Genomic DNA, 23,935 nt, shown 5'->3' with positions numbered 1-23,935 from the left:
GGATGGCCTCCGCCGCACCGCTCGCGCGCACTGTTCGTTTGGCCGACGGCGTCGATTGCCCGGCTTTCGGCATGGGCACGTGGCGCATGGGCGAGCAGGGCAGCACGCGTGCCGCCGAAATCGCGGCGCTGCAAGCCGGGCTCGACGCCGGCGTGAAGCTTATCGACACGGCCGAGATGTACGGCGAGGGCGAAGCCGAGACGATCGTCGCGGCAGCACTGGCCGGGCGGCGCGACGATGTGTTCGTCGTCTCCAAAGTCTATCCGCACAACGCAAGCCGCGCCGGTACGGTTGCGGCGTGCGAGCGCTCGCTGAAGCGGCTGGCCACCGACCGTATCGATCTCTACCTGCTGCATTGGCCGGGCCGCCATCCGCTCGAGGAAACGGTGGCGGGCTTCGAGCAATTGAAGCGCGCTGGAAAGATCCGCAGCTGGGGTGTGAGCAATTTCGACATCGATGAGATCGAAGCGCTGGGTCGCATCGCGGGCAGCAAGGCATGTGCGACGAACCAGGTGCTCTACAATCTGTCGCGGCGCGGCATTGAAGGCGGTCTCGCCGCCGCGTGCGCCAAGCGAAAAATGCCGATCATGGCTTATTCGCCGCTCGACCAAGCGCGCATCCCGCGCAAATCCGCACTTGCCGACGTGGCGCGTCGCCACAACGCAAGCCAGGCCCAAATCATGCTCGCCTGGGCCGCGCGCGACCTGACCACGATCGTGATCCCCAAAGCGACGGGCGAAGCGCATCTCGCCGAAAACATCGCGGCGATGAGCTTGCGCCTCGACGAAGCCGACCTTGCCGCCCTCGATGCGGCCTTCCCGCCGCCGAAGGGGAAAGCACCGCTCGAGATGCTGTGAGCCCTAGTGCGAGTTGAATTCTTCCTTTGTTCCTATTTTTGTGATAGACTATATGCAAGCTGGGGTTTCGCCCTGGCAGCGCTGTTTGACATTGTGAATATGGTTTTAATTGCGACCCGGCGGGGGCCGTACGGGGGCCGTACGGGGGCCGCAGGTGCGCGAAGTTTTCTGCGCGACTGTCGCATAGGGCGATTCTCTAGATACGGAAAATCAACCGCTTAACGGCTAAACCTTAGAAAAATGTCGCGTATGGACGCCAAAAATGTCGCGTCCATGTCGCGTGGGTGTCGCGCAGATGTCGCGTCTATGTTGCGCAGAAGACGCGCGCCAGACGCCCAGCCGAACCCGCAAATGGGCGGGCTGGCTTGGGTGTCGTGGAGGCCTCAGGCGTAGGCGGCGAGGCGGGGGGCCGTCTCGGCCGAGCGCGCAAGCTCGCGTGTACGGGCTTGCAGCTTGGCGATCGCGCGCTCTTCGAGCTGGCGCACGCGTTCGCGGCTCACGCCGAAGCGCTTGGACAGGTCTTCGAGCGTTTCGGGCTCTTCGCGCAGGTTGCGGGCGCGCACGATCTCGCGTTCGCGCACGTCGAGCGTTTCGAGCGCTTGGTCCACGAGGCCGCGCTGCCAGCGTTTTTCGTCGCTCGCCAGCACGTCGGCTTCGACGTCGGCATTCGGATCGGCGATTTCGCTCGGCAGCATGTCGCCCTTGCCGGTCTGCACGGGCGCGTCGAGCGGAACGATGGCGCCGCGCGCGGCGACTTCGATCTCGACGACGTCGTTTTCGCCGAGGCTCGTCGCCTTCGCGATCTTGGAAATGTCGGCCTGGCTCAGGCGCGTGTCGGTGTCGATGCCGAGCTTGCGCTTGACCGAGGTGAGGCTGAACAGGAGCTTCTTGCGCGCCACGGCCGTGCCGATCGTGACCATCGACCACGACGACAGCACGAACTCCTGGATCGACGCCTTGATCCACCACATGGCGTAGGTCGACAGGCGCACGCCCCGCTCGGGGTCGAAGCGTTTGACCGCATGCATGAGGCCGATATTGCCCTCGGCAATCAGGTCCGGGAGCGGCAGGCCGTAGCCGCGATATTTCCACGCCATCTTGACCACAAGCCGCAGATGGCTGGTGACGAGGCGGTGGGCAGCGGCGACGTCTTGGTTGTCGCGCCAGGCGCGGCCAAGGGCGCGTTCTTCCTCGGGCTCGAGCAGCGGAAAGCGCTGGATCTCGGCCATGTAGCGGCCGAGCTCGGCACGCGGCGAATTCTGCGGGATCGAAAGGGCCGGCAAATCGGCCGAAGTAGCTGCGTACGACATAGACCACCCTCCTTGAGGCTTGATCTTGGTTGTTTCAGGACCCCAATTGGGCATCCCAACGCGTCAAAAATAAGGCCGTGCTAAAAATTAATCAAGGTTAACGGCGCGTATAGCGGCCATCGCCCCGTTGCATAGGTTTTTCTGCAATCGGATCAGAGGCTTGGCTGGGAAATAGCGAGAAGGCGGTCGTGCCTTACGCTTTGCGGTCGACCACGTCCCAGGCCTGTTTTTTGCGGTAGATCGTCGACGGGCTGATTTCCAAGAACGCGGCGGCGCGCGGAATATTGCCGTCGCAATCGGCGATCGCGGCTTCGATGATCTCGCGCTCGACGATCCACAGCGGGCGGATGCTGGGTTTGGCGTCGGACGCACCTTGCGGCGGCACCGACCCCGCCGAGCCGACATCGAGGCCGTCGCTGATGCCGCTCGGGCCCGCATGCGCCACATGGGCGGGCAGCATGTCCAAGCGAACCGTTTCGCCGGCATGCAGCACCACGACCGAGCGCATCGCGTTTTCGATCTCGCGCACATTGCCCGGCCACGCATAGCGGCGGATCGCGTAGGCCGCGTCGGCGGCGATCTCGCGAAAGGCTTTGCCTTCTTCCTGCGCGAACCGCAGCAGCGTGTGGTGGGCCAGAAGCACGCCGTCGTCTTCGCGTTCGCGCACCGGCGGCATCTGGATCGGGATCACATGGAGCCGGAAAAACAGATCCTCGCGGATGCGCCCGAGCCGCGCATCGGCACGCGGATCGCGTGTCGAACTGCAGACGATGCGTACGTCCGGGCTTTCGCCGGAAGAGAGGCTGCCGGTCGCCAGGAACTGCAGCAAGCGCGCCTGCACGGCGGGGTCCATGTCGCCGACTTCGCGCAGCAGCAAGGTGCCGCCATGGGCCTGGGCGATGGCGCCTTGTCCCGGGGCGCCGGGACCCGAACCTTCGGCGCCGAAAAGCGCGCGCTCGAGCACGTCGCGCGGCTGCGCCGAGCACGACACGGCCACGAACGGGCCCTCGGCGCGCGGCGAGCGGCGATGGATCGCCTCGGCGCAGAGCTGCTTGCCGGTCCCGCTTTCGCCGCTGATGTAGATCGGCGCCTGGCTCGGCGCCGCGCTGTCGATGATCCGGTAGACGCGCTGCATCGCAAGCGAAGCGCCAACAAGCCCGAAATACCGATTTCTGGCAAAATCGGATTCGTACGTATCGACGACGGCGCGCAAGCGCAGCCGCTCGAGCGCGTTGCGCACGGTCACGAGCAGGCGGTCGCGGGCAAAGGGTTTGACGATGAAGTCGAAGGCGCCCTCGCGCATCGCTTCGACCGCCACGGCCAGCGTGCCGGTGGCCGTCACGACCATCGTTTCGGTCGGCAGCCCCTGCCGGCGGATGTCGCGCAGCATGTCGAGCCCGTTGCCGTCGGGCAGATTGAGGTCGAGCACCACGGCGCCGAACACTTCGACCGCCAGCAGTTTCTGGGCGGCGGCAAGCGTGCTTGCGGTTCGGACGCGGTAGTTCGCACTCCGCAAATACTCAACGTAAAGTGCAGCAGTCGCTTCGGAATCCTCGACGACGAGTATCGCAGGCGTCGGCAGTACGAGCGACGCGGACGCGGCGGACGGCAGTGATGATATATCCATGGATCAATTATCGTTGACGCGATTGCCAATGCAAGTGTTTCTGCTCTAAATTCCTGTCTGTGCCGTTTCGTTCGGATTTTGCGTCTTGCATGTCTAATTTTAATACCAATTGACGACGGTCGAAGGCGCGCGCAAAAAGGCGTCAATGCTGGCGCGAAGCCGGCGCGCGAAAGCAGGGCGGGTCCTTGGAGTATCTGGTCCAGCAGCTGATCAACGGCCTGACGCTCGGCGCCATCTACGGGCTGATCGCGATCGGCTACACGATGGTCTACGGCATCATCGGCATGATCAACTTCGCCCACGGCGAGGTCTATATGATCGGCGCGTTCATTTCGATCATCGCCTTCACGATCCTCGGACCCTTCGGATTCGCGAGTCCGATCCTCGCGATCATCATCGTGTTGGCGGTGGCGCTGATCTTCACCTCGGTCTATGGCTGGGCCATCGAACGCATCGCCTACCGGCCGTTGCGCGGTTCGTTTCGCCTTGCACCGCTCATTTCGGCGATCGGCGTGTCGATCTTCCTGCAGAACTACGTGCACATGCTGCAGGGCGCGAAGATGAAGCCGATCCAGCCCGTGGTGCGCGGCGGGTTCGTGCTGGCGCAAGAAGGCAACTTCGTCGTCCAGATCACCTATCTGCAGATCGGCATCATCGTCGCGACCGTGGCGCTGATGGCGGGCTTTACCTATCTGATCCAGCGCACGTCGCTCGGTCGCGCCCAGCGTGCCTGCGAGCAGGATCGCAAAATGGCAGCCCTGCTTGGGGTCGATGTCGACCGCACGATCTCGCTCACCTTCGTGATGGGGGCGGCCCTGGCCGCGATCGCGGGGCTCATCTTTACGCTCTATTACGGGGCCGTCGATTTTTTCATCGGCTTCCTTGCCGGCCTCAAGGCGTTTACGGCGGCCGTGCTCGGCGGCATCGGGTCGCTGCCGGGGGCAATGCTGGGCGGCCTGCTGATCGGTCTCATCGAGGCTTTTTGGTCGGCCTATTTCCCGATCGCCTATAAAGACGTCGCCGTGTTCGGCATCCTCGTCGTCGTGCTGATTTTCCGACCCACGGGCCTGCTCGGGCGGCCCGACATCGAAAAGGTCTAGCCGGTGGCCCAGGTCAAACCCGCCGAGGCATTTCGCGAAGCGGCGTCCGCGGCCCTGGTCGCCCTTCTTCTGGCGATCCCGCTTGTCGGGTTCCGGCTGGTCGACGGGTTGCGTGGCCTCACGATCGACACGCGCTTCGACTGGGTCGCGTGGGGCGTGTCGGCTGTGTTCTTCGGCCGTCTGGCGATCGCGTTTTCGGGCACAAAGCGTCGCCTGTTGCCCGATTTCAAATCGGTCGGTGCGGCCCTATCGAACTTGCCCGGCGGGCTGTCGCGCTTTGCGGGCGGTGCGATGCTGGTCGGGGCGTTGCTGCTGCCGCTGGTCCCCTTCGCCGACCGCTACGTGGTCGAAATTGCGATTACGGTGCTGATCTACATCATGCTCGGCTGGGGCCTCAACATCGTGGTCGGGCTCGCGGGTCTTCTCGATCTCGGCTATGTCGCGTTCTACGCCGTGGGTGCCTACAGCTACGCGCTGCTGTCGATCAATTTCGGCTGGTCGTTTTGGCTGTGCCTGCCGGTGGCGGGGCTCTTGGCGGCAGCCTTCGGCGTGATGCTGGGCTTTCCGGTCTTGCGGCTGCGCGGCGACTACCTGGCCATCGTCACGCTGGGGTTCGGCGAGATGATCCGCATCATTCTGCTTAATTGGAAAGACTTCTCGGGCGGACCCAACGGCATTTCGTCGATCCCGCGGCCCGATTTTTTCGGCTTTCCTTTTGCGCGGACGGCCGAAGACGGGCAGACGACGTTCCACCAGCTTTTTGGGCTCGAGTTCAGCCCGATGCACCGCATCGTCTTTCTCTACTATCTGATCCTGATCCTGGCGATGCTCACCAATCTTTTCACCTTGCGCATGCGCCGCCTGCCGCTCGGCCGGGCCTGGGAAGCGTTGCGCGAAGACGAGATCGCGTGCCGGGCACTTGGCATCAATCCGACGATGATCAAACTCTCGGCTTTCGCGCTGGGCGCCATGTTCGGCGGTTTCGCGGGTGCTTTCTTCGCCACCCGCCAGGGCTTCATCAGCCCGGAGAGTTTTTCCTTCATCGAAAGTGCGGTGATCCTCGCCATCGTCGTATTGGGCGGCATGGGCAGCCAGATCGGCGTGGTCATCGCCGCTGCCTTCCTGATTCTCGTGCCTGAGTTCCTTCGCGATTTTTCGCAGTACCGCATGGTGCTTTTCGGCATGGCGATGGTGCTGATCATGCTGTGGCGCCCGCAAGGGCTGGTCTCGCACCGCTCGCCGAGTGCCAGGCTGGGGGCACGCGCGTGAGCCTGCTGACGGTCGAGCATCTGACGATCCGATTCGGCGGCCTGGTCGCCATCGACGATGTGAGCTTTGCCGCCGAAGACCGGCGCATCACCGCCATCATCGGCCCAAACGGTGCCGGCAAGACGACGGTCTTCAACTGCCTGACCGGCTTCTACAAGCCCGACGTGGGGCGCATGTGCGTGGCCGCCGACGGCCAAGAATGGCTGCTTGAGCGCATGGAAGGCTTCCGCATCGCGCGCGATGCCGGCATTGCGCGCACGTTCCAGAATATCCGCCTGTTTCCGAAGATGACCGTGCTCGAGAATCTGCTCGTGGCCCAGCACAAGACCCTGCAGCGCGCCTCGCTGTTCTCGCTTGCCGGGCTCGTCGGCGCCAAAAGCTTTCGGCTTGCCGAAGAGGCGGCCATCGAACGCGCACGCGGCTGGCTCGCGCGCTGCAATCTCGTGCACGTCGCCGACGACGAAGCGGGCAGCCTTCCCTACGGCGCCCAGCGCCGCTTGGAGATTGCGCGTGCAATGTGCACGGGGCCGCGCATTCTTTGTCTCGACGAGCCGGCCGCCGGCCTCAACCCGGCTGAGTCGTCCGAGCTTGCGGCCCTCGTGCGCAGTATTCGCGACGACGAGAAGATCGCAATTCTGCTCATCGAGCACGACATGAGCGTCGTCATGGAAATTTCCGACCAGATCATCGTGCTCGACCATGGGCGCAAAATCGCCCAGGGCCGGCCCGACGAAATCCGTACCAACCCGGACGTGATCCGCGCCTATCTCGGCACGGACGAAGAAGCGGCCGCCGCACCATGAGCAAGCCGCCGCTGCTCAGCGTGAAAAACGTCAAGACGCATTACGGCCCGGTCGAAGCGCTGCGCGGCGTGTCGCTCGACGTGCACGAGGGTGAGATCGTGGCGCTCATCGGCGCCAACGGGGCCGGCAAGTCGACGCTGCTGATGACGATCTGCGGTGATCCGCGCGCGAGCGAAGGCCAGATCGTCTACGACGGCAACGACATCACGCAAACGCCGCTGCACCAGATGGTGCGCCTCGGCATCGCCCAGTCGCCGGAAGGGCGCCGTATCTTTCCCCGCATGAGCGTGCTCGAAAATCTGCAACTCGGGGCCTATGCCGGCGCGCCTGCGAATTTCGAGGCGGACATCGCGCGCGTGTTTCGGCTGTTTCCGCGGCTTGCCGAGCGCAGCAGCCAGCGTGCCGGCACCATGTCGGGTGGCGAGCAGCAGATGCTGGCGATCGGGCGCGCGCTCATGAGCCGGCCGCGGCTGCTGCTGCTTGACGAACCCTCTTTGGGACTAGCGCCATTGCTGGTGGCGCAGATTTTTGCGACGATCCGTGAAATCAACCGCTCCGAGGCGGTGACGGTGCTGCTGGTCGAACAGAATGCCTATCACGCTTTGCGTCTGGCCCATCGCGGCTACGTGCTCGTGAACGGTGCGATCCGGTTGAGCGGGACGGGGCCGGAGCTGCTGGCCAATCCCGATATCCAGCAGGCCTATTTGGCCGGCGGCAAAAGCTAGACGCGGGGCAAGGCGAGAGGAACGGGCGGCAATGGAAGCGTTGTTGGGTGCCAGCATCGGCGAATTTCTCGCGCTCACGCTCTTGCTGTTCGGCGGTGCGGGCTTTCTGATGGGCCAAGCGCTCGCCCAGACTTGGCGCCCGGCTTGGCATGCGGTGCCTTATGCGCTTTTGATGGCGTTTGCGAACCGCTTCTTGGCCTATGCGCTGTTCGGCGGTACGCTTGCCGCACCGTTGCCGTTTGCGTTCGATGCGGTTGTAATTTTGGCGTTGGCGCTCGTTGCCTTCGGACTCACGCGCGCGCGCGCGATGACCCGCCAATATCCGTGGCTCTACGAACCTGACGGGCTTTTCGGCTGGCGCGACCGCCCTGCGGCCGCCGGCACTTCCGACGCCGGGATCCCGGACCGGCGCGGACACTGACTGTTTCCAGGGATTTTTCAACAGGTGGGGAGAACACCATGACCATCAAGCGTAGAGACCTACTGAAAACCGGCATGGGCGCTGCCGCACTGACGCTCGCCGCACCGACGATCCTGCGCGCTCAGTCGGGTCCGCTCACGATCGGCGTTGCCGGGCCGATTACAGGCCCCAATGCGGCGTTCGGCGAACAGCTGCGCCGCGGGGCTGCCATGGCCGTCGCCGACATCACGGCGGCGGGCGGCGTACTCGGCCGGCCGCTTGCTTTGGCGATCGAAGACGACGCCTCGGATCCCAACCAAGCGCGTGCGGCTGCCAACCGCCTTGCCGGCCGCAAGGTGCCGTTCGTGCTCGGCCACTTCAACTCGTCCTGCTCGATCCCGGCGTCGGAAGTTTACGCCGAAGAAGGTGTGTTGCAGATCACGCCGGCCTCGACTAACCCGCGCCTGACCGACCGCGGCCCGCGCTTCAAAAACGTGTTCCGCACCTGCGGTCGCGACGACCAGCAGGGTGCGATCGCCGGCGCGTGGCTTGCCGACAAGTTCAAAGGCAAGTCCGTCGCCGTAATTCACGACAAGACCACCTACGGCCAGGGACTGGCGGACGAAACCAAGAAGGCAATGAATGCGGCCGGCCTCACCGAGCGCATCTACGACGGCATTGCGACCGGCGACAAGGACTTCACGGCGCTCATCACGCGTATGAAGAGCCAGTCGGTCGAAGCCATCTATTTCGGCGGTTTGCATACGGAAGCGGCCTTGCTGGTTCGCCAGGCGCGCGACCAGGGCTTGGGCGCACAGCTCGTGTCGGGCGACGGCATCGTCTCGACGGAATTCGCCTCGATCGCCGGTCGTGCTTCGGACGGCGTGATCATGACCTTCGACAGCGATCCGCGCAAATCGCCGGGGGCTGCCCAGGTCGTGCAGAAGTTCGTGGCGCAAGGCTACGATCCCGAAGGCTACACGCTGCTCTCGTACGCCGGCGTGCAGGTGTTCGCCGAGGCGGCCAAGCGTGCGAACGGCTTGGGCGTCGATGCGTTGGTGGCCCAGATGCACGGCAAGTCGTTCCAGACCGTGATCGGCAACCTCACCTACGACAACAAGGGCGACCTCACCAAGCCGAACTACGTCTTCTACATCTGGAAAGACGGCAAGTACGCCGAGATGTAAGAGGCGGAGTCGGGCGCATTTTGGCCCGAACGGCGCCAAGGCAAACGGGGCTGGGAAACCAGCCCCGTTTTTTATTTCGTTCATTTTCAGATACTTATAAAGCTTAAGGCCCTGTCATAATACTGCAATTAAACCTCAATATTTTCGTCCGCACCGATGCCTAAGGTGCGCCTCGGGGGATAACCCGACAACCATCAATAAGGAGGTTCTATTGAACCGCAAAATCAACATTCTCGCCGGCGTCGCAATGGCTGCCGCTATTGTCGCCGTCGGTATGCCCACGGCGCAGGCGCAGCAGGCGCGCGACCAGATCCGCATTGTCGGATCGTCGACGGTGTTCCCGTTCACGACGGCGGTCGCCGAACAGTTTCAGCGCACGAGCAGCTTCAAGGCACCGATCGTTGAATCGACGGGTACCGGCGGCGGCATGCGTCTGTTCTGCGCCGGCGTCGGCGTTCAGCATCCGGACATCACCAATGCGTCGCGCCGCATGACAAAGGGCGAATTCGAGAGCTGCAAGACGAATGGCGTGACCGACATCATCGAAGTCAAGATCGGCTACGACGGCATCGTTCTGGCGACCAAGAAAGGTTCGCAGAAGATGGATCTGACGCTCCGTCACGTCTTCCTTGCGCTTGCGCGCCAGGTGCCGGTGAACGGCCAAATGGTCAACAACCCTTACCAGCGTTGGAACCAGATCGACCCCGCCTTGCCGGCTTGGGAAATCGAAGTGATCGGGCCGCCGCCGACCTCGGGCACGCGCGACTCGTTCAACGAACTCGCATTGGCCGGCGGTTGCGCGCAGGTGCCTGAAGTCGCCACGCTGATCACGGACAGCGCTGCCCGCGGTCGCGCCTGTCAGCAGATTCGCGAAGACGGCAAATACATCGAAGGCGGCGAAAACGACAATCTGATCGTGCAGCGTCTCGCGACGGGGCGCGTGGGTGCGATCGGCGTGTTCGGTTACTCCTTCCTCGAAGAGAACCCCGACAAGATCGAAGGCAAAAAGATCGGCGGCTACGATCCGACGCCGGAAAACATCGCGGACAGCAAGTACCCGATCGCCCGCGACATGTTCATCTATGCCAAGCGCGCCCATATCGGCGTCGTCCCCGGCATTCGCGAGTTTCTCGCCGAGTATTCCAGCGCGCGAGCGATGGGCGACGGCGGCTATCTCGAGAAGAAGGGGCTGATTGTTCTTCCCGCTCCCGAGCAGGCCAGGGTCCGTGCGGCAACAACGGCTCTGACGCCGCTGTCGCTGTAATCTTCGGCAGCCGGACGGGTCCAATAGGCCCCGTCCGGCTGCATCTCTTTTGATCGCACGGTCCAAAAGCAATGAACAGCTTTGTTCTCATTCTCGTCGTCCTCGCGCTCAGCTTTGCCGCATATCGTTTCGGCACATCGGCCGCGATCAGGCAGCAAGCGACGGGCACCGTGCGTCTGCACTCGCTTGTATCCTTCTACGGCTACTATGTCGCGCTCTGGTGCGGCCTTCCGGCGCTGGTGATCCTGGCGGTGTGGATATCGTCGCAGGACCTTCTAATTCGCACGCTCGTTACAGCGGCCCTGCCGGCTGAAATTCGCAGCCTGCCCGTCGATCAGTTGAACCTCGCAATTACAGACATTCGCAACATGGCCTACGGGAACGTCACTGCGTCCGACGCGTCCCCGGCGATGAAGGCAGCGGTTGCGCACTATATCGGTCTTCGCGGGATTGCGCAGGCTGCCATGTGGCTCACAGTGCTGGCTGCCGGTATCGGCGGTCTTGTCCTTGCGCGCAGCAAGATCACGGCGACAATGCGTGCGCGCAATCAAGTCGAGCAGATCATCCGCATCATTCTTATCATAAGTTCGATCATTGCCGTCGTTACGACGATCGGTATTGTCTTGTCGTTGGTGTTTGAGGCGGCGCGGTTCTTCGCGGTGGTGCCTGCGACGGATTTTCTGTTCGGCTTGACCTGGAGCCCGCAGACCGCAATCCGCGCCGATCAGGTCGGATCGTCGGGTGCTTTCGGTGCCGTACCGCTTTTCACCGGCACGTTGCTTATCGCGACGATTTCGATGTTTGTTGCCGTTCCGATCGGTTTGTTGTCTGCGATCTACATGGCCGACTATGCGCCGCGCCGCGTGCGTTCGATCATGAAGCCGACGCTCGAAGTTCTTGCGGGTATTCCGACCGTCGTCTACGGATTCTTTGCCGCATTGACGGTTGCACCTTTTGTGCGCGAAGCCGGAGCAGTTTTCGGACTCGAAGTCGCCTCGACATCCGGTCTGGCGGCGGGTCTGGTCATGGGTATCATGATCGTTCCGTTCGTTTCGTCGCTGTCGGACGACGTGATCAACGCGGTCCCGCAGGCATTGCGCGACGCGTCCCTCGGACTGGGTGCCACAAAATCCGAGACGATCCGGCGTGTCGTGTTGCCTGCAGCCCTCCCTGGGATTGCGGCCTCCGTGATTCTCGCTTTCAGCCGGGCGTTGGGCGAAACCATGATCGTCGTGATGGCGGCAGGGCTTGCGGCCAATCTCACGGCCAATCCGTTGAACGCGGTCACAACCGTTACAGTTCACATTGCGGCATTGCTTGTTGGCGACCAGGAGTTTGATAGCCCGAAGACCCTTTCTGCATTCGCGCTCGGGTTGGTGCTGTTCAGCGTCACGCTTACCCTCAACATCGTCGCAATGCGTATCGTACGCAAGTATCGGGAGCAGTACGAATGACGTCTTTCCATACTAGTGCCGACGCAACGGCGCGTCTCAAAAAGCGCTATGCAGCCGAGTGGCGCTTCAAGATGTACGGAATTGCGGCATTGACGTTTGCCGTCGCGTCCCTGGCGCTTTTGCTGTGGACGATTCTGTCGAACGGCGCGACGGCCGTCGTCCAGACGAACATTCGCCTCGAGGTCGAGTTCTCCAAAGAACATATCGACCCAGACGGCAAAGGGGATGTGGCGGCCTATCGTCTTGGTAATTGGCCGGCTGTTCTTCGGTCCGCACTGCAGGCCAAATTCCCTGAAGTACGCGGCCGCCTGCCGTTGCGCAATCTTGAAGCGCTTATGTCCGACGGGGCACAGATCAAACTGACGGAAATGATCACCGCCGACCCCACCCTACTTGGGCAGAAGCGTGATGTTTGGCTGCTCGCCAGTTCCGACGTCGATATGATCTGGAAAGGCCATTCGGAGCGAAACGTGGCGGAGAGTTCGCGCCGCATCAACGACTTGCAGCTTGGGTGGCTTGACACGCTGGCGGCCGAGGGGCGCGTTGCCCTCAAGTTCAATGACCGTCTCTTTACGGCCGCAGACAGCCGCCAGCCCGAACTTGTTGGGATTTGGGGCGGGGTCGTCGGCTCGTTCATGACACTGGCGATCGCGCTGTTGTTGGCATTCCCCATTGGGGTAGGTGCTGCGATCTATCTCGAAGAGTATGCGCCTAAAAACAAATTTACCGATCTCATCGAAGTCAACATCAACAACTTGGCTGCAGTTCCCTCGATCGTGTTCGGCCTCCTGGGACTGGCGGTTTTCCTCCAGGTTTTTGGCATGCCGCGATCTGCCCCCGTTGTCGGCGGTGTTGTGCTTGCGCTGATGAGTCTGCCGATCATCATCATTTCGGCCCGCGCGTCGCTTCGCTCAGTGCCGCCGTCGATCCGCGAGGCGGCGCTTGGCCTTGGCGCTTCCAAAATGCAGGCGATCTTCCATCACATTCTGCCGCTGGCGATGCCGGGCATTATGACGGGAACGATCCTTGCGATGGCGCACGCGCTAGGCGAGACTGCCCCCCTGCTGATGATCGGTATGGTGGCCTTTGTCGTGGATATCCCAGGTGGGCCGCTTTCGCCATCGACGGTGCTGCCGGTCCAGATTTTCATGTGGGCGGACAATCCGGAACGCGGCTTTGTGGAGAAGACGTCGGCGGCGATCATGACGCTTCTGATCTTCCTTCTGTGCATGAATGCGCTCGCCATTTGGCTGCGCAGAAAATTCGAACGGCGGTGGTAGAAAATGACCAACACACAGACTGTTGAAGCAAAACAGATGCCCATAGCTGCTGCGGCCGATGGTCACAAAGCCAAAGTCGTGGCTCGTGGCGTCGATGTGTTCTACGGCGAGAAGCACGCGCTCAAGAAGGTCAATATCGACATTCGCGAGCATCAGGTGACCGCCTTCATCGGTCCGTCGGGATGCGGAAAATCGACGTTTCTGCGCTGCCTCAACCGCATGAACGACACGATCGATTCGTGCCGGGTTGCAGGCGAGATCAAGCTCGACAACCTCGATATCTACGACAAGGCGATCGACGTTGTGCAGCTGCGCGCACGCGTGGGCATGGTATTCCAGAAGGCCAATCCGTTCCCGAAGTCGATCTACGATAACATCGTCTACGGCCCCAGGATTCATGGACTTGCAACCACCAAGCAGGAGTTCGACGAGATCGTCGAGCACTCGCTGCGCGGCGCGGGACTGTGGGACGAAGTTAAGGACCGGTTGCTGGATTCGGGCACGGGTCTGTCGGGCGGCCAGCAGCAACGCCTGTGCATCGCGCGCGCAATCGCCGTCTCGCCGGAAGTGATCCTGATGGACGAGCCGTGCTCCGCACTCGACCCGATCGCAACGGCGCATGTCGAAGAACTCATCGACGAGCTCAAGGAAAAGTTCACGATCGTCATCGTCACCCACAATATGCAGCAAGCCGCGCGCGTTTCCCAACGCACGGCTTTCTTCCATCTCGGCACGCTGGTCGAGGAAGACGATACGGCCAATATTTTCACGAATCCGCGCGACGAGCGCACGCAAGGCTACATCACTGGCCGCTACGGCTGAGGAGTTCTCGATGCCAAACGAACATATCGTCAAATCTTTCGACGAGGAGCTGAAGCGCCTTTCCAACCTCCTGGCCCGCATGGGCGGCCTCGTCGAAGCGCAGATTGCGACCTCGATACAGGCGGTTGCGCAGCGCGACGGCGATCTTGCGACGAGCGTAATCTCGGCCGACGCACGCGTGGACGAACTCGAGCGCGACATCGACGACCAGGTGCTGCGCGTGATGGCGCTGCGCCAGCCGGTTGCGACGGATCTGCGCTTTGCGCTCGGCGCACTGCGCATTGCGGCCGACCTCGAACGTGCCGCCGACTACGCCAAGAACGTCGCCAAACGCGCGATCGCCCTCAACCAGGTCGCTCCCTTGCGCCCGGTCCATGCGATCCCGCGGATGGGGGCCATGGTTCGCGAAATGCTGAAGGACGTGCTCGACGCGTTTGCGGCGCGCGACGTCGCCAAGGCCGTTGCCGTCTGGAATCGCGACGAAGAGCTCGACGAGATGTACGGCTCGCTGTTCCGCGAACTGTTGACCTACATGATGGAAGATCCGCGCAATATCACCGGATCGACGCATCTGCTGTTCATCGCCAAGAACATCGAGCGCATCGGCGACCACACGACGAACATCGCCGAGACAATCCACTTTCTGGTCACCGGCGTGCCGTTGCGCGCCGAGCGTCCCAAGGGCGATGGCGGCAATTTCGCCGTCGTCGGCGCCTCCAAACCGGCCGAGTGACGGAGCAACCGCACGTGAAACCGCATCTTCTCATCGTCGAGGACGAGCCTGCGCTGATCGAACTTCTGCGCTACAATTTCGACAAGGAAGGGTTTCGCGTCACCACGGCCGGCGACGGCGAAGCGGCATTGGTGGCCGTGGCCGAGGGGCGCCCGGATCTGATGATCCTCGACTGGATGCTGCCGCATATTTCCGGCCTCGAGGTTTGCCGCCAGCTGCGGCGCAAGGCCGACACGCGCGATCTGCCGATCATCATGCTGACCGCGCGCGGCGAGGAGAGCGACCGGGTTCGCGGCCTTGAGGTCGGTGCGGACGACTATGTCGCCAAGCCCTTCAGCCCGTCGGAACTCATTGCGCGCGTGCGCGCGGTGCTGCGCCGCGCGAAGCCCTCGTCGGCGCACGACATGCTGACCTACGGCGATCTCAGCATGGACCTCGCGTCGCATCGCGTGATCCGCGGGGGGCGCTCGGTGCATCTGGGACCGACCGAGTTTCGCCTGCTGCGCTTCCTGCTCGAGCGGCCGGGTCGCGTCTACAGCCGCGAGCAGCTGCTCGATGCGGTTTGGGGGCGCGACATCTACGTGGAACCTCGAACGGTCGACGTACATATCCGCCGCTTGCGCAAGGCGATCAACGGCGAGGGCGAAATCGATCTGATCCGCACCGTCCGTTCGGCCGGCTACGCGCTCGACGAAACGGCCGACGCCTGAACACCGCATCCGCCGGTACCGCTTGAGCCGGGGTCCTGGCTTGCTATGATGCAAGCCAGATGACAAAACCCCATTTGACGACGCACCCCGAAATGCTCGGGGCCCTCGAAATGCGCAATGCGTGCGATTCGGGCAAACTTGATTCTTCGACGCTGGTTGCCGCCTGTCTTGCGCGCGTTGCCGCGCGCGAGCCCGAGGTTCGCGCGTGGCGCCATGTCGAAAAGCGCGATGCGCGCGGCCGGGCGGCGGCCCTCGACCGGGTCGCGCGGACGCAGCCGTTGCACGGCATCCCGATCGGGATCAAAGATCTGATCGATACCGCCTCGATGCCGACGGGCTACGGTTCGCCCATCTACCGCAACCATCGGCCCAAAAACGACGCGTTGTGCGTGCGCCGGCTGATCGCGGCCGGCGCCATTCCAATGGGCAAGACGGTGACCACGGAGTTCGCCTATTTCACGCCGGGACCGACCCACAATCCGGCACGACACGGCTATACGCCGGGCGGCTCCTCGTCGGGCTCGGCGGCGGCCGTCGCCGATTTCCAGGTGCCGCTCGCCTTGGGAACGCAGACGGCGGGTTCCGTGATCCGACCTGCCGCCTTTTGCGGCGTGGTCGGCTACAAGGGCACCTATGGCTGGATCGACATGGCGGGCATCAAGCCTTTGTCGCCGTCGCTCGACACGCTCGGCGTGTTCTGTCGTGCTGTTGCCGATCTCGATCTCGTGCGCCGCGCACTCGTGGCGGCCCGCCCCATCGCCGGCTTGGGCGATGCCGGCCGGCCGGCCCCACGCGTTGCCGTTTGCTATACGCCCTTTTGGGAGTCGGCCGACGGTTCCACGCGCCGCTTGTTCGAGCTGCTGGTGGCGCGCCTCGAAGGGGCGGGCGTCTCCGTGCGCGATTTCGAGGGCGAGGATTACTGGGCGGATCTCAACGACGCGCAGCTCGCCATCATGTCGCGCGAGGCGTCCGTGGCGCTTGCGCGCGAGCGGGCCGAACATCCGGGCGAACTTTCGGAAGCATTGCGCGACATGCTGGAGACGGGCGACCGGGTCGGCATTCGCGAGGAGACGGCCGCCAAAGCCCTTGCCACCAAATGCCGCCATCGGCTGGCGCAGCTCTGGCGCGACGTCGACGTGATCCTGGCTCCGGCCGCCCCAGGGCCCGCCCCGCGCGGCATCGAGCGGACGGGCGATCCCGTCTTCAACCGCATGTGGACGCTGCTGGGGAACCCGGCGATCGCACTGCCGGCCGGCAAAAGCGACGACGGGTTGCCGCTCGCCATCCAGTTGATCGGGCCGCACAACGAAGACGGCGAACTCATCGGCCATGCCGCGTGGTTCGAGGCTTTCCTGAAGCGTTAACTCGATGCGGGCGTGTGAAGATGGCACGCCACTTGATGGCCCGGCGCTATTTCGAGGATCGGCGGCTCGATCGTGCGGCAACGCGCTTCGGCGACGGGGCAGCGCGTATGGAAGCGGCAGCCCGAGGGCGGATTGATCGGCGAAGGTACGTCGCCTGAAAGCACGATCCGCGTTTTTCGCGCGCGCGGATCGGGGGTCGGGGCGGCCGACAGCAGTGCTTCGGTGTAGGGATGCAGCGGTCGCGTGAAGATCGTCCGCCGGTCGGCGATCTCGACGATCTTGCCCAGATACATCACTGCCACGCGGTGGCTAATATGTTCGACGACCGCAAGGTCGTGCGCGACGAACAGATAGGAGAGGCCGAATTCGGCCTGCAGATCCATCAGCAGATTGACGACTTGTGCCTGCACCGAAACGTCGAGGGCAGAGACCGGCTCGTCCGCCACGATCAGTTTGGGCTGCACGGCAAGCGCGCGCGCGATGCCCAGACGCTGGCGTTGGCCGCCGGAGAATTCGTGGGGATAGCGGGCCATCTGGTCGGCGCGCAGCCCTACCTTCTCGAAGAGCCATGCCGTGCGTTCGCGTGCCGCCTTGCCCGTCGCCAATCCGAAATTGGTCAGCGGTTCGGCGACGATGTCGCCTGCCGTCAGGCGCGGGCTTAAGGAGGAATAGGGATCCTGGAAGACGACCTGCATGTCCCGGCGATGCGGCCGCATCGCACTGCGGCTCAGACTTTCGATGGCAGTACCGGCAAGGCGGATCGTGCCCGCCGTCGGTTCAACAAGCTTCAGGATCGATTTTCCGACGGTCGATTTGCCGCAGCCGCTTTCCCCCACCAATCCAAGCGTTTCGCCTGCATCGACATGGAACGAAACGCCGTCGACGGCGTAGACCTTGGCCGACACGCGGCCCAACAGGCCTTTGCGGATCTCGTAATGCTTTTTGAGATCGACGATTTCGAGCAAAGGAGCGGTCATGCTGCCGCCTCCGCAACGCGATCGGCGAACCAGCAGGCCGAGAAATGGCCGGGCGCGTGCTCTTCGAGCGGCGGGGCTTCGCGGCGGCAGCGCTCTTGGGCAAAGCTGCAGCGTTCGGCGAAGGCGCAGCCGGGGATCGCTTCGGTCAGGCGCGGCACAATACCGGGGATCTCCGCGAGGCGTTGGCGCGGCCCGTCGGCCTGCGATGCAGCGCCCAAATGCGGGATCGAGCCCATCAGCCCGCGCGTATAGGGATGGCGCGGGCGCGCGAACAGCATCTCGACGGGGGCTTCTTCGACTTTGCGGCCCGCATACATGACCACGACGCGTTGGGCCGTTTCGGCGACGACGCCCAAATCGTGCGTGATGAGAATCACGGCCGCCCCGATCTTACGTTTGAGATCGAGCATCAACTCGAGGATTTGAGCTTGGATCGTGACGTCGAGGGCCGTGGTCGGTTCGTCGGCGATCAGCAGCTTGGGATCGCACGCAAGCGCCATCGCGATCATCACGCGTTGGCGCATGCCGCCGGAAAGCTGGTGCGGATAGGCGGCGGCGCGCCGTGCGGGCTCGGGCATGCGCACGAGATCGAGCATCTCGATCGCGCGTTGGCGTGCGGCGGCACGGTCGAGCCCTTGGTGGAGTTCCAGCGTTTCGGCGATTTGTCGGCCGACGGTAAGCACGGGATTGAGGCTCGTCATCGGCTCCTGGAAGATCATCGAGATGTCGTTGCCGCGAATGCGGCGCATCTCGGCTTCGCTGCAGGCCAGCAGATCGCGCCCCTCGAAGCGGATGGCGCCCGAGACGATGCGCGCAGGCGGCGAGGGGAGCAGACGCAGGATCGACATGGCCGTGACCGACTTGCCGCAGCCGCTTTCGCCGACGACTGCAAGCGTTTCGCCCGCATGCACGCAGTAGGACACGCCGTCGACCGCGCGCACCACGCCGTCGGCGGTGTAGAAATGCGTGCGGAGATTTTCGATCTCGAGCAGGGGTTGGGCGTCGGCCATGCGTGCGCGCCTACAATTGCCGCGCAAGGCGCGGATCAAGCGCATCGCGCATGCCGTCGCCGAGCAGATTGATCGCCAGCACCGTGACCGACAGGAATCCCGCCGGAATGAGGATCAGATGCGGGCGCACTTGGAAGATGGCGCGCCCCTCGGCAATGATGTTGCCCCAAGTCGGGATCGATGGCGGGAGCCCGGCGCCAATGAAGGACAAAATCGCCTCGGTGATGATCGCGGACGCCGCAATGTAGGTCGCCTGCACGATCAAGGGGGCGAATGTATTGGGCAGAATATGACGCCAGAGGATCAGCGGCGTGGATGTACCGACCGCGATCGCAGCTTCGACAAAAGGCTGTTCGCGCAAGCCCAAGACGATGCTGCGCACAAGCCGCGTGACGCGCGGAATTTCCGCGATAGCGATCGCCGCGATCACGTTTTCGAGGCTCGCGCGCGTGAGCGCCATCAACGCGATCGCGAGCAGCACCGACGGGATCGACATGAGCCCGTCCATGATCCGCATCAGGATCGCGTCGATCCAGCGGTTGAAGCCGGCAAGCAGGCCGAACAGAAGCCCGGCCAGAACGGCCACAAACGCGACGGCAAAACCGACGAACAGCGAGGCGCGCGCGCCGTAGACGACACGGCTGTAGACGTCGCGGCCCAATGCATCGGTGCCGAACCAATACTGTTCGGACGGCATGCGCAGGCGGCGGATCGGCGACAAGGCTGCCGGATCGACGGTGCCGAGGAACGGTGCCGCCAAGGCGACCGCGACCATCAGCGCCAGCAACAGGCCGCCGATCACGATCGACAGATGGCGCCGCCACCAGGGACGACGCTTGCCGGTGGCCTGATCGGACGTTGCGGGGGCGACGAGTGTGAGGGTCATGGAAGCACCCTCAATACCGGATGCGCGGATCGAAGAGCGTGTAGCTCAAATCGACCAGCAGGTTGATGATTACGTAGACAAACGAGAACATCAGGATCACGCCTTGGATGACCGGATAGTCGCGCCGCAGAATGGCGTCCACCGTCATCCGGCCGAGGCCCGGGATCGCGAAGACGCTCTCCGTTACGACCACGCCACCGATCAGCAGGGCCACGCCGATGCCGACCACGGTCACGATGGGGACTGCCGCGTTGCGCAGCGCATGGCCCAGCAGCACGCGGTCGGTGCGCAGGCCCTTGGCGTTGGCTGTGCGGATATAGTCTTGCGCCATCACGTCGAGCATGGCGGCGCGCGTCATGCGTGCGATCAACGCGATGTAGATGGTGCCGAGGGCGATAGTCGGCAAAATGATGTTGCGCAGGAACGGTCCAAGCCCTTCGCGGATTGAGGTGAAGCCTTGCACCGGCAACCAGTCGAGTTCGATCGCGAAGGTGAAGATCAGCACGTAGCCGATCACGAAGACGGGGACGGAGAAGCCGAGCACGGCAAACAGCATGACGACACGGTCGATCCAGCCACCTGCCTTCCAGGCAGCCAGGACGCCCATCGGGATCGCGACGCTGACGGCAAAAAGCAGGGTAACGATCGACAGCGAGATTGTCGCTTCGAGCCGCTGGCCGATCAGGGTCGCAACGGGAAGGTTCGAGAAGATCGAGGTTCCAAGATCGCCTTGAAGGATGGCCCAAACCCAAGTGCCGAAGCGCACGTGGTAGGGAAGGTCGAGGCCAAGCGAGCGCCGGATACGCGCGATGTCGTCCGCAGTCGACATGTCGCCTGCGATGATCGCGGCAGGATCGCCCGGCGAAAAATAGAGGAGCGAGAAAACGAAAAGGGCCACCACCCCCATGACGGGGATGGTGGCCAGAATGCGACGCACGATATAGGCGAACACGCGCCTTGTTGCCGATCAGATTGCGGTTAGCGCTTGTCGACGTTCCAGAAGAACGGTACCGGCGAGATGACGATGCCGGTCACGTTCCGGCGGAACGCAGTGGGTTGCTGGAACTGGCCCACCGTAACGTAGGGTACCTGTTCGAAGGCGTTCGCCTGGATCTGGCGGGCCAAAGCGACTTGGTCGGCTTGGGCGGACGCCGCAAGCCAACGGTCGCGCAGCGCTTCGCCGGTTGGATCGGTCGGCCAGCCGGCCCAGGCGGCTGCCCCGTGGCCCCGCAGCGGTGCATGCAGTGCCGGATTTACCAGGTCGGGGCCGACCCACCAGGTATGGAAGATCGACCAGCCGCCTTGATCGGCGGGGGTGCGGTTGTTGCGGCGCGCCAGCACCGAACCCCAATCGGTCGCGACCAATTCCACGTTCATGCCGAGCCGCTTCAGAAGATCTTCGGTGACGAGGCTCTGGACATGGTTGGTCGGGATGTCGGTCGGCGAGATAATCACGACTTTCTCGCCCTTGTAGCCGCTGTCGCGCAGCATGGCGCGTGCGCGGTCGAAATTGCCCGCTTGGGCCGCAGCGCCGGTATCGCTCGACAAAGGCGTGCCGCAGGGGAAGTGCGATTTGCACTCCCTGTAGTATTCCTTGTTGCCGACGATGGCCTGCAGATAGTCGCTCTGATTGACGGCCATCTGAACGGCCTGGCGAACCTTCAGATTGTCGAAGGGCGGCTGCAGATGGTTGAAGCGCAGCATCGCAACCGAGCCCATCGGATCGATCTGGGCGACTTCGATGTCGCGGTTGCGCGCAAGTTGCGGCAGCAGGTCGAACAGCGGCTGTTCGTACCAATCGACTTCGCCTTGCGCCAATGCGGCGGCGGCGACGGCACCGTCCGGAATGATGCGCCATTCGACGCGGTCGACCTTGACGACTTTGCCGCCGGCCGCCCACGACGGCGGTTCGTTGCGCGGCTTGTAGTCTGCGAAGCGTTCGTAGACGGCGCGTTGCCCCGGAACCCACTGGTCGCGCACGAAGCGGAACGGGCCGGAGCCTGTCGCGTCCTGGATCGGCGTTGCCGGATCGGTATTGGCGATCCGCTCCGGCATGATGAAGGGAACCTGGCTCGAAAGCTTACCGAGCGCGTCGATCATCAGCGGGAAGGGCCGCGTCAGACGGATGGCGAATGTCAGATCGTTGACGATATCGTAGCCGGCGATCGCACCCGCCATCGTCTGGCCGAAGGAATCGCGCGCCGACCAGCGCCGGATCGAAGCGGCGGCGTCGGCGCCGCGCACCGGCGTGCCGTCGTGGAATTTCATGCCCTCGCGCAGCGTGAATTCCCAGCGCAGCCCGTCCGGGCTGGTCGACCATTTTTCGACCATCTGCGGCTGGATTTTGAAGTTTGCGTCGGTTGCGAAAAGCGTGTCGTAGACGAGATAGCCGTGGTTGCGCACGACGTAGCCGGTCGTCGCGACCGGATCGATCGCGGGCAAGTTCGAATGCGGGATGAAGCGCAGAACCTTCTGCTGAGCGTTCGCATCGACAGCGACCCCGACCCCGAGGGCGAGGACGCTGGCGGCGACGATATTCTTGAGCAAGCTCGACATCGGCAATTCTCCTCGTGGCAAGAGCCGGACGTGCGGCGATTGTCTGCGCAAAGCATGCCACAGACTTGTCATGGTTCAAACGATATGTGCGCGCGGTGCCGGAAACGGGCCAGGATCCAGCGGATAGATGGGCCGCGCGAGCCGATTATACGTGAGTTTGCCGTTGTCCGAGGTCGTTACCCCTTCGCCGTCGAGCGTGAAGGTCGCGCGGGCAAGGGGGGCAAAGCCCGCCCGGTAGTGGATGCGCGATTTCAGCAGCAAAAACCGTTGCGCCGCCGGGTCGATGCCGTTTGCGGAGAAAATCCCAGTGTCCCAAGGTTCGTGGTGCTGGGACACCACGACGATCCGTACCGTGCCGATTTCAAGCACGGCGGTCGGGCCGGTATTGACCTCCACCCCAGTATACATCGGCCCTGCAACGCGCCACCGCCCGTCGGCGAGATGGCGCACGCGGCCGGTCACGGTCAGGCCCTTTCCGGCGAGTCCGATCGACGGCATGTCGCTATGGCCGCCGAGCGCAAGCGTCACTTGGGCGCCCAAACCGGCCTTTGCCATCGTCGCAACGGCAGCCGGATCCCAGACGGTCGCAACCGCGACATCCTGCAGATCCTGGCGCAGGATTTCGGCGATGACGGTCATGACGTCCGACGTGCCGCCCGAGCCGACATTGTCGGCATGGTCGAGCAGCACGATCGGTGCCGCATTGACCGCCTTTGCCCGCGTCACGGCTGCCTTCAGCGGTTCGTGGACATGCGTGAACTCGGAACGTGCGGCCCAGCTTTCGTCGAGCAGGCGTTGGGCGGCGGATTCGGCGGCCGCATTGTTGCCGTCGGCGACGACGATCGCGGAATTGCCGGCGATCGGGATATCGGCCATCGGGAAGCCGCCGAAAGCGGTTGCGCAAAGAATGTGGGGCTCGCGTTCGAGCGCCGTCGCCAGAGCTTGAATGCCCTTCATCGGCATATCGGCGGTTCCTTGCCGCAGCGTTTGCGACAGCAGCGGCAAGCGCCCCCAGGCCATGACCGGCTTGCAGCGCCCGGCCATGGCATCGAGCACAACGCGGCCGACTTGCTCGGCAACGGCGTACATATCGACATGCGGATATGTCTTGTAGCCAATGAGCGCGGTGCAATTGCGTACCATCGCGTCCGACAGGTTGGCGTGCAGGTCGCATGTCACCGCGATCGGCAAATCGGGCCGCAGGGCACGAATGCGCGCGAGCAGCGTGCCTTCGCCGTCGTCGGTATGTTCGCACACCATAGCACCGTGCAGATCGAGAAGTGCTGCGTCGCAGCCCGCCTCGATCGCCGCCAAGATGGGTGCGACCAGCGCTTCGTAAGTCTCTTCCGTCAGCGGGCCGCTCGGCATCGCCTCGGCCGCGATCGGCGTTACGATTTCCGCACCTGCGGCGCGCGCAAGCTTCAGGTATGCGGCGATCGGCATCGCCGTATTCTCGTATTTGGCGACGACGTCGTCGCCGTAGTGCAGGCCCCACGCCGCAAAGCGGGCGATATCCGTCGCCACTGGCGAAAAAGTGTTGGTCTCGTGTTTGAGCATTGCCAATACCAGACGCATGTCCGAACCTTTTTGCGCAGTCGACC

Annotated in this window: 22 protein-coding genes; 14 read left to right on the top strand and 8 right to left on the bottom strand. The window is 63.5% G+C overall.

Annotated features, from left to right (window positions below; genetic code table 11):
* Positions 1–2: 2 nt before the first annotated feature.
* The gene (locus O9320_00385; GenBank protein ID MCZ8309278.1) at positions 3–857 is read left to right on the top strand and encodes an aldo/keto reductase; all 855 of its coding nucleotides are present in this window, start codon (positions 3–5) and stop codon (positions 855–857) included.
* A 383-nt stretch (positions 858–1,240) separates the two neighbouring features.
* On the opposite strand, the gene O9320_00380 is transcribed toward O9320_00385, so the two are convergent.
* Complete coding sequence (locus O9320_00380) at positions 1,241–2,167, bottom strand: RNA polymerase factor sigma-32 (protein MCZ8309277.1); 927 nt, start codon at positions 2,165–2,167, stop codon at positions 1,241–1,243.
* 193 nt (positions 2,168–2,360) lie between these two features.
* Positions 2,361–3,794 carry a sigma-54 dependent transcriptional regulator gene (locus O9320_00375; protein ID MCZ8309276.1) on the bottom strand — a complete coding sequence of 478 codons (1,434 nt, stop codon included), beginning with the start codon at positions 3,792–3,794 and terminating at the stop codon, positions 2,361–2,363.
* A gap of 185 nt (positions 3,795–3,979) precedes the next feature.
* On the opposite strand from O9320_00375, the gene O9320_00370 reads away from it, so the two are divergent.
* The 13 genes from O9320_00370 (at position 3,980) to O9320_00310 (ending at position 16,905) form a co-directional block, all read left to right on the top strand.
* A complete protein-coding gene (locus O9320_00370) occupies positions 3,980–4,894 on the top strand; it encodes a branched-chain amino acid ABC transporter permease LivH (protein ID MCZ8309275.1) in 915 nt (304 codons plus the stop codon).
* 3 nt (positions 4,895–4,897) lie between these two features.
* The gene (livM, locus tag O9320_00365) at positions 4,898–6,163 is read left to right on the top strand and encodes a high-affinity branched-chain amino acid ABC transporter permease LivM (GenBank protein MCZ8309274.1); all 1,266 of its coding nucleotides are present in this window, start codon (positions 4,898–4,900) and stop codon (positions 6,161–6,163) included.
* On the top strand, positions 6,160–6,966 hold the full coding sequence (locus tag O9320_00360; protein MCZ8309273.1) for an ATP-binding cassette domain-containing protein: 807 nt from the start codon (positions 6,160–6,162) through the stop codon (positions 6,964–6,966). Before livM ends, O9320_00360 begins: the two co-directional genes overlap by 4 nt.
* Positions 6,967–6,977: 11 nt before the next feature.
* Entirely contained in the window at positions 6,978–7,691 is a 714-nt protein-coding gene (locus tag O9320_00355; GenBank protein ID MCZ8309272.1) for an ABC transporter ATP-binding protein, read from the top strand.
* Positions 7,692–7,722: 31 nt separating this feature from the next.
* Positions 7,723–8,112, top strand: a complete 390-nt coding sequence (locus O9320_00350) for a hypothetical protein (protein ID MCZ8309271.1) — start codon at positions 7,723–7,725, stop codon at positions 8,110–8,112.
* 38 nt (positions 8,113–8,150) lie between these two features.
* Entirely contained in the window at positions 8,151–9,278 is a 1,128-nt protein-coding gene (locus O9320_00345; GenBank protein ID MCZ8309270.1) for a branched-chain amino acid ABC transporter substrate-binding protein, read from the top strand.
* 211 nt (positions 9,279–9,489) lie between these two features.
* Positions 9,490–10,542, top strand: coding sequence for a substrate-binding domain-containing protein (locus tag O9320_00340; protein MCZ8309269.1), 1,053 nt, complete (start codon positions 9,490–9,492; stop codon positions 10,540–10,542).
* 71 nt (positions 10,543–10,613) lie between these two features.
* Complete coding sequence (pstC, locus tag O9320_00335) at positions 10,614–11,996, top strand: phosphate ABC transporter permease subunit PstC (protein MCZ8309268.1); 1,383 nt, start codon at positions 10,614–10,616, stop codon at positions 11,994–11,996.
* Positions 11,993–13,276, top strand: coding sequence for a phosphate ABC transporter permease PstA (gene pstA / locus O9320_00330; GenBank protein MCZ8309267.1), 1,284 nt, complete (start codon positions 11,993–11,995; stop codon positions 13,274–13,276). The genes pstC and pstA overlap by 4 nt, the downstream gene beginning before the upstream one ends.
* Positions 13,277–13,312: 36 nt before the next feature.
* Complete coding sequence (gene pstB / locus O9320_00325; protein ID MCZ8309266.1) at positions 13,313–14,098, top strand: phosphate ABC transporter ATP-binding protein PstB; 786 nt, start codon at positions 13,313–13,315, stop codon at positions 14,096–14,098.
* 10 nt (positions 14,099–14,108) lie between these two features.
* Positions 14,109–14,831 carry a phosphate signaling complex protein PhoU gene (phoU, locus tag O9320_00320; protein ID MCZ8309265.1) on the top strand — a complete coding sequence of 241 codons (723 nt, stop codon included), beginning with the start codon at positions 14,109–14,111 and terminating at the stop codon, positions 14,829–14,831.
* A 14-nt stretch (positions 14,832–14,845) separates the two neighbouring features.
* Positions 14,846–15,541, top strand: a complete 696-nt coding sequence (phoB, locus tag O9320_00315; GenBank protein MCZ8309264.1) for a phosphate regulon transcriptional regulator PhoB — start codon at positions 14,846–14,848, stop codon at positions 15,539–15,541.
* 59 nt (positions 15,542–15,600) lie between these two features.
* Positions 15,601–16,905 carry an amidase gene (locus O9320_00310; protein ID MCZ8309263.1) on the top strand — a complete coding sequence of 435 codons (1,305 nt, stop codon included), beginning with the start codon at positions 15,601–15,603 and terminating at the stop codon, positions 16,903–16,905.
* Here the strand turns inward: O9320_00310 and O9320_00305 are convergent.
* From O9320_00305 to O9320_00280, 6 genes are all read right to left on the bottom strand, one after another.
* Positions 16,902–17,882, bottom strand: a complete 981-nt coding sequence (locus O9320_00305; GenBank protein MCZ8309262.1) for a dipeptide ABC transporter ATP-binding protein — start codon at positions 17,880–17,882, stop codon at positions 16,902–16,904. The two genes, O9320_00310 and O9320_00305, sit on opposite strands and share 4 nt — an antisense overlap.
* Positions 17,879–18,892: an ABC transporter ATP-binding protein gene (locus O9320_00300; protein ID MCZ8309261.1), complete on the bottom strand. Its 1,014-nt coding sequence runs from the start codon at positions 18,890–18,892 to the stop codon at positions 17,879–17,881. Before O9320_00300 ends, O9320_00305 begins: the two co-directional genes overlap by 4 nt.
* A 10-nt stretch (positions 18,893–18,902) precedes the next feature.
* Positions 18,903–19,778 carry an ABC transporter permease gene (locus tag O9320_00295; protein MCZ8309260.1) on the bottom strand — a complete coding sequence of 292 codons (876 nt, stop codon included), beginning with the start codon at positions 19,776–19,778 and terminating at the stop codon, positions 18,903–18,905.
* Between the two features lie 10 nt (positions 19,779–19,788).
* Positions 19,789–20,730, bottom strand: a complete 942-nt coding sequence (locus tag O9320_00290) for an ABC transporter permease (protein MCZ8309259.1) — start codon at positions 20,728–20,730, stop codon at positions 19,789–19,791.
* A 26-nt stretch (positions 20,731–20,756) separates the two neighbouring features.
* Positions 20,757–22,334 (bottom strand): ABC transporter substrate-binding protein, encoded by a 1,578-nt coding sequence (locus O9320_00285; GenBank protein ID MCZ8309258.1) that lies wholly within the window; start codon positions 22,332–22,334, stop codon positions 20,757–20,759.
* Between the two features lie 75 nt (positions 22,335–22,409).
* Entirely contained in the window at positions 22,410–23,909 is a 1,500-nt protein-coding gene (locus O9320_00280; protein ID MCZ8309257.1) for a M81 family metallopeptidase, read from the bottom strand.
* Between the last annotated feature and the right edge of the window lie 26 nt (positions 23,910–23,935).

It is taken from the genome of Magnetospirillum sp. (assembly GCA_027532905.1).
Lineage (GTDB): Bacteria > Pseudomonadota > Alphaproteobacteria > CACIAM-22H2 > CACIAM-22H2 > Tagaea.
This window is presented reverse-complemented; position numbering and strand designations above follow the sequence as displayed.